This window comes from Halobacillus hunanensis (assembly GCF_900166655.1).
In the GTDB taxonomy this organism is placed as follows: Bacteria; Bacillota; Bacilli; order Bacillales; family Halobacillaceae; genus Halobacillus_A; species Halobacillus_A hunanensis.
In genome coordinates this window covers 553,067-568,166 of sequence record NZ_FVZB01000006.1, presented here as the reverse complement: position 1 = coordinate 568,166, position 15,100 = coordinate 553,067, and the positions used below count along the sequence as shown (strand labels likewise).

At 42.4% G+C, this 15,100-nt stretch carries 11 protein-coding genes; 8 read left to right on the top strand and 3 right to left on the bottom strand.

Annotated elements, in window-relative coordinates; all coding sequences use genetic code 11:
• The first annotated feature begins 169 nt into the window (after positions 1 to 169).
• From B5354_RS08390 to xylE, 7 genes are all read left to right on the top strand, one after another.
• On the top strand, positions 170 to 1,456 hold the full coding sequence (locus B5354_RS08390) for an IS110 family RNA-guided transposase (protein ID WP_079527766.1): 1,287 nt from the start codon (positions 170 to 172) through the stop codon (positions 1,454 to 1,456).
• Between the two features lie 188 nt (positions 1,457 to 1,644).
• Positions 1,645 to 1,803 carry a hypothetical protein gene (locus B5354_RS20460; RefSeq protein ID WP_176142440.1) on the top strand — a complete coding sequence of 53 codons (159 nt, stop codon included), beginning with the start codon at positions 1,645 to 1,647 and terminating at the stop codon, positions 1,801 to 1,803.
• Positions 1,804 to 1,916: 113 nt separating this feature from the next.
• Positions 1,917 to 2,156, top strand: a complete 240-nt coding sequence (locus B5354_RS08385) for a hypothetical protein (RefSeq protein ID WP_079527764.1) — start codon at positions 1,917 to 1,919, stop codon at positions 2,154 to 2,156.
• Positions 2,157 to 2,401: 245 nt separating this feature from the next.
• Positions 2,402 to 4,318 (top strand): BglG family transcription antiterminator, encoded by a 1,917-nt coding sequence (locus B5354_RS08380; protein WP_079527762.1) that lies wholly within the window; start codon positions 2,402 to 2,404, stop codon positions 4,316 to 4,318.
• Between the two features lie 99 nt (positions 4,319 to 4,417).
• On the top strand, positions 4,418 to 6,331 hold the full coding sequence (locus tag B5354_RS08375; protein ID WP_079527760.1) for a PTS fructose transporter subunit IIABC: 1,914 nt from the start codon (positions 4,418 to 4,420) through the stop codon (positions 6,329 to 6,331).
• A 300-nt stretch (positions 6,332 to 6,631) separates the two neighbouring features.
• Positions 6,632 to 7,795: an endo-1,4-beta-xylanase gene (locus B5354_RS08370; protein WP_079527758.1), complete on the top strand. Its 1,164-nt coding sequence runs from the start codon at positions 6,632 to 6,634 to the stop codon at positions 7,793 to 7,795.
• A 241-nt stretch (positions 7,796 to 8,036) separates the two neighbouring features.
• Positions 8,037 to 9,455, top strand: a complete 1,419-nt coding sequence (gene xylE, locus B5354_RS08365) for a D-xylose transporter XylE (protein ID WP_079527756.1) — start codon at positions 8,037 to 8,039, stop codon at positions 9,453 to 9,455.
• A 35-nt stretch (positions 9,456 to 9,490) separates the two neighbouring features.
• Here the strand turns inward: xylE and B5354_RS08360 are convergent, their stop codons facing one another.
• From B5354_RS08360 to B5354_RS08350, 3 genes are all read right to left on the bottom strand, one after another.
• Positions 9,491 to 10,648 (bottom strand): ROK family protein, encoded by a 1,158-nt coding sequence (locus B5354_RS08360; protein ID WP_079527754.1) that lies wholly within the window; start codon positions 10,646 to 10,648, stop codon positions 9,491 to 9,493.
• A 167-nt stretch (positions 10,649 to 10,815) separates the two neighbouring features.
• Positions 10,816 to 12,432 (bottom strand): glycoside hydrolase family 43 protein, encoded by a 1,617-nt coding sequence (locus B5354_RS08355; protein ID WP_079527752.1) that lies wholly within the window; start codon positions 12,430 to 12,432, stop codon positions 10,816 to 10,818.
• 24 nt (positions 12,433 to 12,456) lie between these two features.
• On the bottom strand, positions 12,457 to 13,647 hold the full coding sequence (locus tag B5354_RS08350; protein WP_079527750.1) for an ROK family transcriptional regulator: 1,191 nt from the start codon (positions 13,645 to 13,647) through the stop codon (positions 12,457 to 12,459).
• Between the two features lie 144 nt (positions 13,648 to 13,791).
• Here B5354_RS08350 and B5354_RS08345 point away from each other — a divergent pair, with 144 nt between their 5' ends.
• Complete coding sequence (locus B5354_RS08345) at positions 13,792 to 15,081, top strand: extracellular solute-binding protein (protein WP_079527748.1); 1,290 nt, start codon at positions 13,792 to 13,794, stop codon at positions 15,079 to 15,081.
• Positions 15,082 to 15,100: the final 19 nt, after the last annotated feature.

Sequence of the window (15,100 nt, the reverse complement as noted above, 5' to 3'; positions counted from 1 at the left end):
ATGATAATTGAACATCGTCATTGATGTTATTCATATAAGGAGCATTCCTGTAAGGAAGAAATTTGAGGGGAAACCGAGGTAGGATCCAGATGCATAAAAAAAGTCCCCTTGGTACGATAGAGAGTGTCATGCATGACCTCGAATTAAGTACCAAAAGGAGACTTCTATTATGGATTTTACACAAAATGAGCGCCTTGCGCAAATCAATGAACAGACGTTAATTATCGGTGTCGATGTGGCTAAGCATAAACATGTTGCCCGTGCAATTGATGATCGAGGTAGAGACTTATCCAAACGACTCATCTTTTCCAATTCGATGCAAGGATTCAGTGATTTACTGGAGTGGACGGCAGGTTTAGCTGCAGAAAACGGACGACCTAAACTTCTGATAGGAATGGAACCTACAGGTCATTATTGGCTTAACTTAGCCTACTACTTAAAAACTAAGGGTGAAAAGCCTGTGGTTGTTAATCCGATGAAGGTGAAGCGCTCCAAGGAGCTTGATGATGATTCCCCCACCAAGAATGATACAAAGGATGCGAAAGTCATCGCTCAGGTAGTGCGTAATGGTCGGTATCACGAACCAATTTTACCGGAGGATGTGTACGCCGAGTTACGGGAAGGAATCAAACTTTATGACATGATCCAAGAGGATCTCTCTTCGATCAAAGCTCAGATGCATAATACGCTGGATCGATATTTTCCGGAATTCTTGACGGTATTTAAGGATTGGACCGGGAAGGCTGCGTTACATTTCTTGGAAAATGGCTATCTTCCTGAGGATATTGATCAAAAAACGGAAGAAGAGCTTCTTAGGGAAGTCAAGAAATCGGCTAAACGAGCGATTGGATTAAAACGTATGCGTCAGCTAAAGCAAGCTGCTTCAGTCAGTGTAGGTTTGACTGTGGGATTACGTATGGCCCGTCAAGAGTTTCGTTTTCTCGTCGATCAATTTCGAGCGTTACAAGAACGCCTCGAAGCTCTTGAAACTCAACTTGAAGACCTAGTTCTTCACGTGCCTGGATCCGATCGTATGATCGCGATGAAAGGCATTGGTACCATGACAGTAGCTGGTTTCTTCGCTGAAGTTGGTGATCTATCTAACTACAGAGATCCACGCCAAATTATTAAATTAGCGGGACTCAATTTGAAAATGAATCAATCCGGTCTGTTTAAAGGGAAAACCACCATCACGAAACGGGGACGTAGAAGGTTACGGTCCATTTTGTATCAAGTCGCTCGATCGTTGTCTTTTCATAACGAAGGATTCAAAACCTTACATGCGTATTATAAGAATCGCGCAAAGAACCCACTGACAGGAAAACAGTCGTTTATTGCCCTAAGTCGCAAGCTCATCAAGATATTCTTTGTGATTGGAACACGGAAGTGTTCGTTTAGTGAAAAACGTATGGTTCGAGATATTCCTCAGTTACCAAATGTGCAGGAAGTCGCTTAAGTCGAAAGAACTTTGATTTTTGTCTTTTTCTTATTGATTTCACAATTGAAGCACGGAGAAGCCGGTCGTTATTTTCACCATAAGGGCTTAGACCCACTTGAGGAGCATTTCCGGCATCCACACATGGTCAGGTCGAACGAAGGAATTTGCGCGCGATGACGCCGAGAGAAATGGGAGGGTCCACCACCATGTCTAACGTGGAGATCCAGAGGTGCGATTATAAACAGAAACCCATTACCTGGAAAATAACCATCCCAGTCTATTCAACCGCAATCCTCAGTACCAAATTTAATAAAAATTGGGCAAACTTGGCACGTAACTTGGCTATAGCTTCAATTGATGATTAAGAAAGTGGAAGGAAAACAGAGTAATTCTAAGAAAACTTTAATTTATAGAGGGAGTGGAAGGAAAACAGAGTAATTCTAAGAAAACTTTAATTTATAGAGGGAGGGTCATAAGAATGAAGCTGAAAAAATTTATATTATCCATTTCACTTGGTACAGGGTTGGTTTTAGCGGGATGTGCGGAAGAACCAGCAGAAGAGGAGTCCGAAACTGAACAGGAAGAACAGCAGGCTGAAGAAGAAACAAATACTGAACAAGACGAACAGCAAGCTGAGGAAGAAACAAATACGGATCAGGGTCAGACAGAAGGAAATGAGGAGTCTGGCACAGAAGAGTCTTCTGAAAACACAAATTGATAGATTGTAAGGGCTGAATGGGGAGTGTGTCTCTCTATTCAGCTTTTTTATAGAAAAGGAAGATCAACTGTTGGAGGAAGTTAGAAGATCCAACATCCTGGTAAATCCAATGTACTGAAGTTTCTTTGTAGCATCCCGCTTCCTTTAAAGCAAAGTAGGGATAGTTAGAAAGAGAGGGGAATTTGTCGATACACCTTTTTTCGGATAGAATGAAAGTGATTTCATAGTACAGAAGGTGTAGAGAAATGAACGACAGACAAAGGGAACTTGTCCACACATTGATTTTAAATACGAATGAATATACTCATGTCCACGCTTTAGCAGAATCTATCCATTGTTCTGAAAAAACGGTTCGTAATGATTTGAAGAGGATAGAGGAATTTCTGAAAAACTATCCTGGTGCTATTCTTGATCGTAAGCCAGGCGTTGGGATTCAGCTTGTAGTGGAAGCCGAGGAGAAATCCCGCATGCTCGATCATCTATCACAAGCGGAATCAAAGTCTCAGGAAGATCGCCTTATTGAAATCACTTACCAGTTACTAGTCAGTAAGAAGCCAGTTACTTTAAGCGAACTGTCCTCACAGTACTTCACGAACAAGTCAACGATAAAAGGAGACTTGAACCAAATAGCTCTTTGGCTTGAACGGTTTGATTTAGAGCTGGTCTCCAGGCAGCGTCTCGGTCACGGCGTCAAAGGAGGAGAGTTACAGAAGCGAAATGCTCTGGCTCGTTTGCCGGAATTGGCCACATCTCAGTTATCCACCAGCAAGGAGATATTGAATCTCTTTTCCTCATACGAAGTAAATATAGTTCGCAAGCTGCTTCGTGATATGCAGCATCATTTTTCTGTTTTTTCTGTAGAGGGTGATTATGAAAGCTTACTGATCCACACTCTAGTTATGATTAAACGAACTACACAACGTTTCCAGATTACGCTCGATGAATCAGCAGAGGACACGATTTCTCATACAGAGGAATATGGAATTTCAGATTGGTTTTTGACACGGTTAGAGCGAATTCTTCGGATCGTTTTTCCTCAGGAGGAACGAATTTATTTCACGAGACATTTAATCAGTAGTAAAAGCAATTCCCGTTCATCGAAAAAGGACTCTAATCGTTTGATTGAAGATATGGTTGAACAGTTGATTTCCCGGATGGGGAATTTTACGATGATCGATTTTTACGATGACCAAATCTTAAAAGATGGGCTGAACACCCACTTGGAATCAACGGTCTATCGTTTACACTATGGCTTTACGATTCATAATCCGATGTTGGATGAGATCAAAAAGATGTATCCGTATATGTTCCGTATGGTGGTGCTGGCTCTTGAAGAAGTAGGGTCAGCGCATGAGTTGTTAATCCCTGAGGATGAAGCGGCCTATGTGGTCCTGCATTTTCAAGCATCCGTAGAACGGTTGCAGAAACAGCGGAACAAGGCGAAGAAAGTGCTGATTGTTTGTGACCTGGGTGTGGGGATGTCTCATTTACTGCAGGCCAAATTGGAACAGACGTACAGGGGATTTGACATTATTGATTGTGTAGGAATGTGGGAAGTTGAAGAGGTTTTAGCAAAGCAAGCTGTCGATCTAGTGATTTCAACAAAATCATTGCCACATCAGTCTCTCCCTGTGATCGTCGTTTCGCCGCTGCTAGAAACTAAGGATAAAAAACGTCTGGATCAGTTCTTGAAGTCCATCGACCAAGACAGCAGAGCAGGTCAAGGGTCGGGGGCAATTGAGAGATTCGTTGAAGATGAGCTGATTTATTTGGATGTAGATCTTGAACATCGTTTTAAGGTGGTAGAGCTACTTGCCAATGGGCTTGTGACGAAAGGAAATGTTACGCAGGCATTCCCTCATAGTGCTTTACTGCGAGAGCGGTCGTCAGCTACTTCGATTGGGGGAGGAATCGCCATACCTCACGCACATCCAGAAGAAGTATTGCACTCAACGGTGGCGATCGCCATTCTCCAAGAACCATTGGAATGGGGGCGTGAATATGTTTCGGTCGTGTTTCTTTTGGCGATGACCAAACAGGATCGATCTTTGATCAAACCGCTGATCCAGAGAATAGCGAGCATGAGTGCAAGTCCTGAATTTATTCAGAACCTGAAAGAAGCCCGAGGTGTATCATCCATTCGGCAAATTCTCCTTAAATAATTCATTTTTACCACATCTCCGGTAATAATGAATTATTTTTTTTAAGGAAAACTAGCTTAAAATGGATGTATAACAAAGCAGTGAGGGAGGAAATCGCTTATGAAAATACTAGCTGTTACCGCATGTCCCGTCGGAATTGCCCATACGTATATGGCTGCTGAAAACCTTCAGAAAGCCGGCGAAGACATGAATGTTGACATCAAAGTGGAGACTCAAGGGTCGATCGGTGTTGAGAATGCTCTGACAGAGAAAGATATTGAGGGAGCAGACGGAATTATTATTGCCAGTGATAAAGATGTTTCTAAAGAGCGCTTTGCCGGGAAGAATTTGATCGTTGTAGGAGTACAGGAAGGAATCCGCCAGCCAAAGGAATTAATTAAGCGAATTATGGACGGAAATGTATCCGTTTACAGGGGTGAAATGCCTTCTGCTGAATCTGTTAAGCAGAAAAAGAAACAAAAGGAAAATCCTATCTATCGTCATTTAATGAACGGAGTTTCCTACATGATTCCGTTTATCGTTGTTGGTGGGTTACTGATCGCTATCTCTCTTGCACTTGGAGGAGAACAGACAGATGGCGGCATTGTTATTCCTGAGGGATCATTCTGGAAACAAATTGAAAGTTTAGGTGCTGCTTCATTCAGTTTCATGGTACCGATCCTAGCCGGATTTATTGCGGTTAGTATTGCAGACCGTCCGGGTTTAGCTCCCGGCATAATTGGCGGATACATCGCGGCTAATGGAAGTTTTTACGGCAGTGAAGCAGGTGCAGGGTTCATTGGCGGCATCATCGCCGGATTTCTAGCCGGATACGTGGTACTTGGCATTAAGAAAATCAAGGTACCTCAAGCAGTTCAGCCAGTAATGCCAATCATTTTTATTCCAATCATCGCTTCATTGGTCGTCGGATTGTTATTCATTTTCGTAATTGGAGCCCCTGTAGCCGCTATTTTCGAAGGTTTGACGCAGTGGCTTGAAGGCATGCAGGGCACCAGTTCGATTGTACTTGCCCTCATCCTCGGTGGAATGATTGCGATTGATATGGGAGGGCCTTTTAATAAGGTAGCCTTTTTATTCGGAGCGGCAATGATAGCAGAAGGAAATTATGAAATTATGGGTCCGATTGCCGTCGCAATCTGTATCCCGCCTCTTGGTATGGGACTTGCAACGTTCTTGAACAAGAAAAAATATAACCAGGCTGAGCGGGAAACGGGGAAAGCCTCGTTCACGATGGGACTATTCGGAATTACTGAAGGAGCCATTCCGTTTGCCGCTCAGGATCCATTGCGCGTTATACCAAGTATTGTCGTTGGTTCAATGGCCGGTTCAGTCGTAGCCGTGTTAGGTGCTGTTGATCATGTACTGATGTTCTTCGTAGCTGCAGCAATCGGCGTCGTGATCACAGCACTTATGGCAAACGCATTGAAAAAAGATGTCGTCGCAGCTGGAATGCCAGCAGGTGAAGATGCTGACTCTGAGGTACCGACTGAAGAAGTCTTTGAGGATAAGGAAAAAGTGGACAGCCAGCCATCTCAGGAGCAAGATCATATCAACATTACCAAACTTACAGACATTACGACACCAGACCTTATCGATATCGATTTGGCTGGCTCAGCCCGTGATGAAGTGATCGAAGAGCTGATCCAGACACTGGATAAACAAGACGTCCTGCATTCATCTGAAACCTTTAAAGATGCGATAGTGAATCGTGAACAGGAAGGCACCACGGGACTTGGAATGAATATCGCGATTCCGCACGGTAAATCTTCAGCTGTCAAAAAGCCCGCCGTCGTGTTTGGCATTAAGCGGGAAGGTGTTGACTGGAACAGTATGGATGGAACGGACGCGAAACTGATTTTCATGATTGCGGTTCCGAAAGCGAGAGAAGGAGACGATCATTTGAAGATTCTTCAAATGCTTTCGCGTCGTTTGATGAATGAGAGTTTCAGAGAGGAACTGTTAAACGTGTCGTCGAAAGAGGAAGCGTATCGTTTGCTTGAAACAATTCAATAGAAATTTTACGTTTTAATATAATCTAGCTTCTGTGCCAACGATGTTTCCTTGCATCGTTGGTTTTTTGTATGAATGTTTGCACAGGTAAATGGTGCTATAACCATTGTCCTGTTTTGGGAATATTCAGAAAAACTTAGTTTATTCACTGGATGAACTAAGTTAATGCGGGTATAATGAAAGTGCTTACATAAAGGAAGGTTTAGGAGTGCGAATCTTTGTGTTAGCCAATCTATTGAAAAGGAGGTTGGTTAAGAGCAACGTTATAAAGCCTCGTCCATTTCAAAAAAAGGAGTTTTATTTATGTTTAAAGTTCTACGAAAACCTCTTTATTTTGGGTTAGCATTATCCTTGGTGTTGCCGTTGGGCAGCAGTATCGTGGCAGACGCGCAAGAAGCAAGTGAACCGATGAGTGCATTAGAAGTTGCGTCGATTGAGAGCAGATATGAAGATTCTTTTGCCGTAGGAGCTGCAGTTGAACCTGACCAGCTGGATGGAATTCAGGGTGAAATTCTCAAGCGTCACTATAATAGCATTGTGGCCGAAAATGTGATGAAACCAATCAATATTCAGCCAGAACAAGGGCAATTTAACTTTGAGGAAGCCGATAAAATTGTCCAGTTTGCTGAGAAAAATAATATGGACTTGCGCTTCCACACGCTCGTATGGCATAGCCAAGTCCCAGATTGGTTCTTTATGGACAAGGAAGGAAATCCAATGGTAGATGAAACCGATCCTAAACAGCGTGAAAAGAACAAAAAAATCGTATTGAAGCGTCTGAAAAAACATATTAAGAAAATTGTAAAACGTTATAGAGATGAAGTAGACGCGTGGGATGTGGTTAACGAAGTCATCGATCCTAATGCCTCTAATAACCGGGGGTTGCGTGAATCTCCCTGGTATCAAATTACCGGAACAGAATATATAAAGACAGCTTTTGAGACGGTTAGAAAATACGCGGGAGAGGATGCAAAACTTTATATTAATGATTTTAATACAGAAGTTAGTCCTAAGAGAGATTACCTGTATGACCTTGTGAAGGAATTGTTAGAGCAGGGGGTTCCGATTGATGGGGTTGGACATCAGTCCCACATTCAATTGAGCTGGCCATCGATTGAAAACATGAGAAAATCGATCAATATGTTTGCAACTCTTGGCTTAGACAACCAAATCACGGAGCTGGATGTCAGTATTTATGGATGGCCTCCAAGTGGTGAATATAAATCTTATGAAGAGATTCCGCAGACTGTTCTTGCTGCTCAAGCAGAACGTTATAATGAACTATTCGAGTTATATGAAGAATTAGATGACAAAATCAGTAACGTTACGTTCTGGGGGATCGCAGATAATCATACTTGGCTTGATGATCGAGTAAGTGATGTAGAAGGCGGACCAGGAAAGGATGCCCCATTTGTGTTTGATCCATATTACAATGTAAAGCCAGCTTACTGGGGTATTATGGACTAGGGATATAAACTAAATCATGATGACTTGGGCCAGACATCTTGTATGAATTCATCTGTAAGAAAAGCAAAGCCTCTCTATGAAGTACTAGTGGCTTTGCTTTTTCTTTATTGTAGGAAGTGATGTCAGATAAACTTTGTTCATCCACTGTACAAACAAAGTTTATACTGGTACAATCACATCATGAAAGCGATTACGAATTAGAAGGGAGGAAGGAGTAGTCTTTGTTTCTACTCTGATCGGGATGAAAAGAAACAAGAATACTTATATTGTCTTAATTACGTTAGTTGCTACCCTTGGTGGTTTGCTCTTCGGCTATGATACAGCCGTTATCTCAGGTGCAGAAGGGTCCTTGCAGATTTATTTTGCGGAAAGTTTGAGTTTAAGTTCATTTGTCCATGGTTTAACTGTTTCCAGTGCTTTGATTGGGTGTATTATCGGAGGGTTCATTTCTGGAGCATTATCGACTAAGTTTGGACGCAAATATACGTTAATCATAGCTGCCATTTTATTTTCAATTTCAGCATTGGGGTCTGCTTATCCAGAATGGTTGTTCTTTTCGTTTGGGGAGCCTAGTTTTGCTTTGCTATTTATGTTTAATGTGTACCGAATCATTGGTGGAATTGGTGTGGGGCTTGCATCGGCTGTATCACCGATGTATATAGGAGAGATTGCACCCTCCCATATAAGAGGCAGATTGGTGTCTCTTAATCAGTTTGCCATTATTTTCGGTATGCTCGTTGTTTATTTTGTCAATTGGGGGATTGCCAGAGGTCAATCTGCAGAATGGATTAACGAAGTAGGGTGGAGGTATATGTTTGCCTCTGAAGCGATCCCTGCTTTATTGTTTCTTGTTCTGTTATTTGCGGTTCCTGAAACGCCCAGATATTTGGCTTCTCAAAACCAAAATGACGAGGCTTTGAAAATTTTAGGTAAAATTTATAATCAAGCGAGGGCTAAAGCTACTTTATCAGAGATCAACCAATCGTTTGACGAGGGAAAAAGAGGGAAGTTATTCTCTTTCGGGGTTCCTATCGTGGTAATTGGAATTTTGTTATCTGTCTTCCAACAATTTGTTGGAATTAATGTAGCTTTATACTATGCACCAAGAATTTTCGAAAGTATGGGGGCTGGTCGTGATGCCTCAATGTTCCAAACAATTATAATGGGGCTGGTGAACGTCATTTTCACCATAATCGCAATTCTAACCGTCGATAAATTCGGTCGTAAGCCATTGCTTATTATTGGTTCGATCGGTATGACGGTTGGCATGTTTGGTGTAGCGGGAATGGCTTATGCCAATGCAATAGGCATCGCAACGCTTATCTTTATCATTGTGTACACGGCTTCTTTCATGATGTCATGGGGACCGATCGTTTGGGTGCTCATTTCAGAGATTTTTCCAAATAAAATTCGCGGCCAAGCTGTTGCCATTGCTGTGGCTGCGCAATGGGCTGCGAACTACTTGGTTTCTTCTACGTATCCGATGATGATGGAGTTCAGCGGTGGATTAACGTATACATTTTACGGGGTGATGAGTATCCTATCAGCATTCTTTGTTTGGAAGTTCGTTCCGGAAACAAGAGGGAAATCTTTGGAACAGTTAGAGATGAGACTAAAGGACAGCTCCAAAGAGGAAATGGAGCGATCCTCAGCGCATTAAAACAGAAGCCGTTCTCTTTTGGGAGAACGGCTTTATTAGAAATTCGTTGCGATAAATCTCTCTGTTACAAAATGGGAGGCTCCTAAAGATGTGGAGTACGGTGTTAAGGAAGAGAATAGTATCTCTGCTTGCTCCTTATGAAAATTCAAAGTGTGACGGTCAATCGCCGCCTTAACAGGTTCGCTAAGTAATGGTTCAGCCAGGGCTAAACGATTGCCGATTACTACCTTTTGGGGATTAAACACGTTTAGAATACTGCTAATTCCTGAACCAAGGCAGTCACCAATTTCAGTAAATAGGGAAGTCACTTTGGGGTTGATTTCCGCCTGATCTATAAGTGATTCGAGACTAAGCCCTTCAGCTGAGTCAAGCACCTTTTCTGCTTCTAACAAGAGCGCTTTTTCTGAGGCATACATTTCCCAGCACCCCACACTCCCACAAGAACATTTTCGACCATTCATGTCGATCATCATATGCCCAAATTCTCCAGAATAACCTTTTTCTCCCCGGTAAATCTCCCCATTGATGATTACCCCTGCACCGATTCCAATTCCCGCACTCACATAAACGAGGTTATCGGAAAGGTGGGAGGAAGAGTTATGTTTCTTTTCACCATATGCCCCTGCATTCGCCTCATTTTCAATTGTTACAGGGACATCAAATGCATTTTCGAGCTCTTCTTGCAGATCCACCTGTTCCCATCCCAAGTTTGGTGCGAACAGAATCGAGCCTTGATGATTCACAATTCCTGGGACACCGACCCCGACTCCAATGATTCCATAAGGAGAAGGGGGAGAAGCATCGATTAGCTTTTGGATCGATTGGATAATGAGTGGGAGCATGTAATCAAAGTCATGTACTGAAATCGTTTGTTTTTGTTCGGCTATTTTTTCTCCCCTTAAATTTGTCAGAATCCCCATAATGTAATTTACCCCGACATCGATGCCGATCGAATATCCGGCTTTTTCGTTAAATAGAAGCATGAGCGGCCTTCTTCCGCCACTTGAAGACCCTGGTCCATATTCATAGATGATTTCGCTTCCAATTAACTCTGTCGAAAGCGAGGAAACAGTCCCCTTAGCCATGCCTAGTTGTTTAGCTATAGCTGAGCGGGAGATCGGGGCATGGTCGATAATCAATTGAAGTATTTGTTTCTTATTCTGGGATTTAATAGATTGCTGATATGAAGACATGTATTCCTATTCCTCCAATCTCGCTGTACCGATTGTTTATAAGTTCATTGTATCACATACCCTTGGTAACTTAGCACAGCTTTCCCCTATGGTCATTTGGTTAATCATAAGGAAAAAACCTCAAACCAGCTAACAGGTTTGAGGTTTTGTTAATGGGAGAAATAAAGTTAGGATTCTTCATGACCTTTGTAACTGAAATAGTCGAAGTCTGCGTACTGATTCTGTCCGGAAGTGTCCTGGCATTGCATCCCAACAAATGCTCCGGTAAAGAATCCGCCGCCTTCGATATAATCATCAGATAGTTTATAGGATTCAAACGTGACAGGAGTCTCATGCCACGATTCACCATCAAAAGAATAAGAGTACTTATAAGTTGATGTCTGTGCATCTACTTTTAGATAAACGTATTCCGTATCATTCGGAATTTTAATTTTGTTCGCAAGGGGCTGGCTGAATGTAAAGTTATCACAAACTGTTAAGTCTAGAATTCGCGAGTTTAACTCCTCATCCCATGTGATTTGGAAAGCTGTCCAATTTTTCGTATTGTAATAGTTTACGAGGCCCGCAGCCTGTTGAAAGGTATTCGGCTCAAAAGCGAGCTTTGTTTCTGCAGAAAATTGAAAGTGCTGCCACCTGCGTGCTATAAAGGCCTGGGTAAACAAAGAAGTTAGCGACTCTTTTCCGTATATTCTTAAATGACCTGGACGCTCAGTTAAAGAAGCTATCGTGTGATTAAGAGGGATTCTCAATGATTGAAAATGGTCATTCAGTTTCCTCGAATCAAAATCTTCTTTCTCCTTATAGTCTGGTTCCCACTTTGTTTCCTCTATCATAGGACCTTCAATGGCAGAAGAAGGCTGATTGCCACCAACCACATAAGGCCAGTCTTTCCTCCATTCCAACCGCTGAATAGCTGTTTCCCGGCCCAATGGACAGTAACCACGTGGATCTAATAGAGCGTCCGTTTCTTTCGGCAGAGGTCGGCCTGTTAAATGTACAAGAAACCACTCGTCCGTATGAGTATGGACAATTGAGGCGTGGCCTGCTTTTTGTAAGGGGTTGCGCGGATAAGGCCATGTGGTGATCAATGGGTTATCCGGGTGTATTTCATAAGGACCTTCGAGTTGACGAGAACGTGCCAAAGTAGCTTGGTGGTCAAACTTAGTCCCGCCCTCAGCCGTTAATAAGTAATAATAGCCATTCATCTTATACAAATGTGGCGCTTCGGTGAGTTTAACGTCTGTTCCTTTAAAAATAATTTTTGCCTTGCCAATTAATTTTTGTTCTGTATGGCTGTACTCTTGCAAGCTTATGCCATAGAAGTTATGGTGAGCGACGCGGTGGTCCCAAACCATATTGACTAAGTATTTACGTCCATCGCTATCATGAAAAAGGGAAGGATCAAAGCCGGAACTGTTCAAATATATGGGATCAGACCACTCTCCTTCAATTTCATTACAGGTGACGAGATAATTATGGGAATCCTTCCACTGACCATCAACGACTTTAACATCTGTGTAAATCAGCCAGAATTGCCCGTCATGGTACGATAATGCCGGAGCCCATACCCCGCCGGAATCCGGGTTTCCTTTCATGTCCAATTGGTTTACGCGATTTAAAGGGCGGGCAGCTAAGCGCCAATTTTTTAAGTCCTTGGAATGATAGATCCCTACGCCTGGGAACCATTCAAAGGTAGACACGGCAATGTAATAATCTTCTCCTGCACGGCAAATACTTGGATCTGGGTTGAAGCCAGTTAAAATTGGATTTTGAATGTTAGACATGTACACCTCTCCTTTTATTAAACGTTAGTTGTTTACAGGCACGCTGGTGGGGATATTTGACTTTAAAAATCCTTCAAAGACAAAGGCTGACACTCCTAAAGCAGTGGAGTGTGTTGTTAGCTTTGAAAAATCAATTTCCAGATCATTTTGCTGAAACCACAGTGAATTGTTTGTCGTCTTGCTTCGAAGGGGTTGTTCAATCCATTTCTTAGCCTTCGCTATTCGATTGCCGATGATCACCTGTTTAGGATTAAATGAATTAATGATGTTAATAATGCCGGTACCTAAATACTCCCCCAGTGTTTGAAACGCTGCAATCGCCGTTTCACAGCCTTCTTCAGCCAGTTCAATTATCTTGTCAAGTTCATCAAGCTCACTTGAAATGTTCAATTGCTGTGAATAGCTTTTCAATGCTTGCTCGGAAGCATATAGCTCCCAGCATCCTTCATTGCCGCATCGGCAAGTGGTTCCATTAACTTCAATCGTCATATGTCCCATTTCTCCTGCAAAACCATTTGTGCCTCGATACAGCTGATCATTAAGAATCAATCCCACACCGATCCCAACCCCCACACTGATGTAAACGATGTCACTTTCATTTCTGCCGGAGCCAAATGTCTTTTCTCCATATGCACCTGCATTTGCCTCATTTTCGATTATGATAGGACAATCGTACTTTTCTTCCAGCAAACTTTTCAGGTCAAATTCTTTCCAACCTAAATTAGGGGCCAGCAGAATTTGGCCGCATTTGCTGACGGACCCTGGAACACCTATGCCGATCCCGACAATACCGTAGCGGCTTGGGGGAGCAGCTGCGACAAGTGAGTCGATAATCCCTAATAATTGGTTGATAATATTGGCAAACTCAAGGTTGTGGAGCGGAAGTGAACTTTCACCGCAAATATTACCTTCTAAGTCTGTCAAGATTCCGAGAATGTAATTAACACCAATATCGATTCCGATCGAATAACCTGCTTTTTGATTAAAGTGCAGCATAACGGGTCTTCTTCCACCACTGGATTGGCCAGGTCCCCGTTCATAAATTAATTCCTCTTGCAACAGTTCAATGACTTGTGAAGAGACGGTTCCTTTATTAAGGCCGGTGTTGTTAGCGATGTCTGCGCGAGAGATCGGGGAGTGCTTGATGATCGTTTCTAACACTAGTGATTTATTTCCGTTTTTAATTGTAAATTGATTCCATGTCCGCTTTTCCATATCATCATTCACTTTCATTCTTTTTTTACATTGTATCACGGTAATCTTTGTTTATCCACTGGACAAACAAAGTTAAACCTGCTAATCTTTTATTAAACATCACTTGGGATGTCACGTAAGAAAATTATAGGAGGGGAAGTACACATGAATAAGAAAGCGGTTACACTATTTTTGGCACTCGCCCTTATGTTGCTGGCGATGGTTGGATGTAGTGGGGCGGAGGAGAGCAATTCTGCCTCAGGGGAAAAAACGATTGAGTTTATGCATCTGTGGCCTGAAGGAAGCTCTGCCAAACATAACAAAATTGTAAGTGACATTGTTGCCGACTTTGAAAGCCAAAACGAAGGGGTAACAGTTGACGTAGAAGTGTTGAGTAATGAGCAGTATAAAAACAAAATTAAAGTTTTAGCCACGTCTGACGAATTGCCGGATGTCGGGATGACCTGGGCGGCAGGATACTTAAAGCCATATGTGGAAGGAAATAAATTTGCTCCATTAGACGACGTTCTAGAAGGGGAATTAGCTGGGTCCTTCGTTTCTGGTACAACAGAACCTTATGCCGTTGATGGGTCCACATATGGACTTCCTCTCGAGTTGAATATTGCCAATATTTTCTATAATAAAGCTATTTTTGAGAAGTATGGGTTAGAGGCACCGGAAACCTATGAAGAACTTAAAAATGTGGTTAAGACCTTAAAAGAAAACGATGTAGCTCCAATTGCACTTGGAAATAAAGACAGATGGACAGGGTCCATGTGGTACATGTACTTTGCGGATCGAATTGGCGGAGCTGAAGTTTTGACAGAAGCGATCAGCGGTGGTGGTTCGTTTGAAGATCCTTCCCTTATTAAAGCAGCAGAAAAAGTTCAGGAGCTTGTAGACATGGGTGCTTTTATTCGTGGATTTAACGGAATTTCTGACCAGGAAGCGAAAAGCATGTTTATGAATGAACAGGCCGCTATGTACCTCATCGCAACCTGGGATTTGCCAAACTATACAACCAATGAAGAAGTGCCGCAAGAATTTAGAGATTCCGTGGGCTACTTTAAGTTCCCGACTGTAAATGGAAAAGGGGACAAGAACAGCTACGTAGGCGGTCCTGGTGTTGGTATGTTCGTAGCTGAAAACTCTGATGTAAAAGCAGAGGCGAAGGAGTTTGTTTCCTTCTTTATTAAAGAATGGGGAGAAAAATCTGTAAAAGATGCAGGTGTGATTCCGGCAACTAAAGTAGATACAGAATCCATGGAATTACCGCAGATGTATGTAAACGTCTTAAACGATTTGAATAATGCGAGCAATTTGACACTTTATGCTGATGTGCAAATGAGTTCGGATGCAGCTCAAGTTCATTTGAATCAGATCCAGGCGCTGTTCGGAGGGGAAGTCACCCCAGAGCAATTTACAGAAGCTCATGAAGAAGCATTATCGAAGTAAAGGATTGTATGAAAAACGA

Bases quoted from the DNA above. Each gene is read 5' to 3' on its own strand.
- B5354_RS08390 (WP_079527766.1), top strand. From the start codon at position 170: ATGGATTTTACACAAAATGAGCGCCTTGCGCAAATCAATGAACAGACG.
- B5354_RS20460 (WP_176142440.1), top strand. From the start codon at position 1,645: ATGTCTAACGTGGAGATCCAGAGGTGCGATTATAAACAGAAACCCATT.
- B5354_RS08385 (WP_079527764.1), top strand. From the start codon at position 1,917: ATGAAGCTGAAAAAATTTATATTATCCATTTCACTTGGTACAGGGTTG.
- B5354_RS08380 (WP_079527762.1), top strand. From the start codon at position 2,402: ATGAACGACAGACAAAGGGAACTTGTCCACACATTGATTTTAAATACG.
- B5354_RS08375 (WP_079527760.1), top strand. From the start codon at position 4,418: ATGAAAATACTAGCTGTTACCGCATGTCCCGTCGGAATTGCCCATACG.
- B5354_RS08370 (WP_079527758.1), top strand. From the start codon at position 6,632: ATGTTTAAAGTTCTACGAAAACCTCTTTATTTTGGGTTAGCATTATCC.
- xylE (WP_079527756.1), top strand. From the start codon at position 8,037: ATGAAAAGAAACAAGAATACTTATATTGTCTTAATTACGTTAGTTGCT.
- B5354_RS08360 (WP_079527754.1), bottom strand. From the start codon at position 10,648: ATGTCTTCATATCAGCAATCTATTAAATCCCAGAATAAGAAACAAATA.
- B5354_RS08355 (WP_079527752.1), bottom strand. From the start codon at position 12,432: ATGTCTAACATTCAAAATCCAATTTTAACTGGCTTCAACCCAGATCCA.
- B5354_RS08350 (WP_079527750.1), bottom strand. From the start codon at position 13,647: ATGGAAAAGCGGACATGGAATCAATTTACAATTAAAAACGGAAATAAA.
- B5354_RS08345 (WP_079527748.1), top strand. From the start codon at position 13,792: ATGAATAAGAAAGCGGTTACACTATTTTTGGCACTCGCCCTTATGTTG.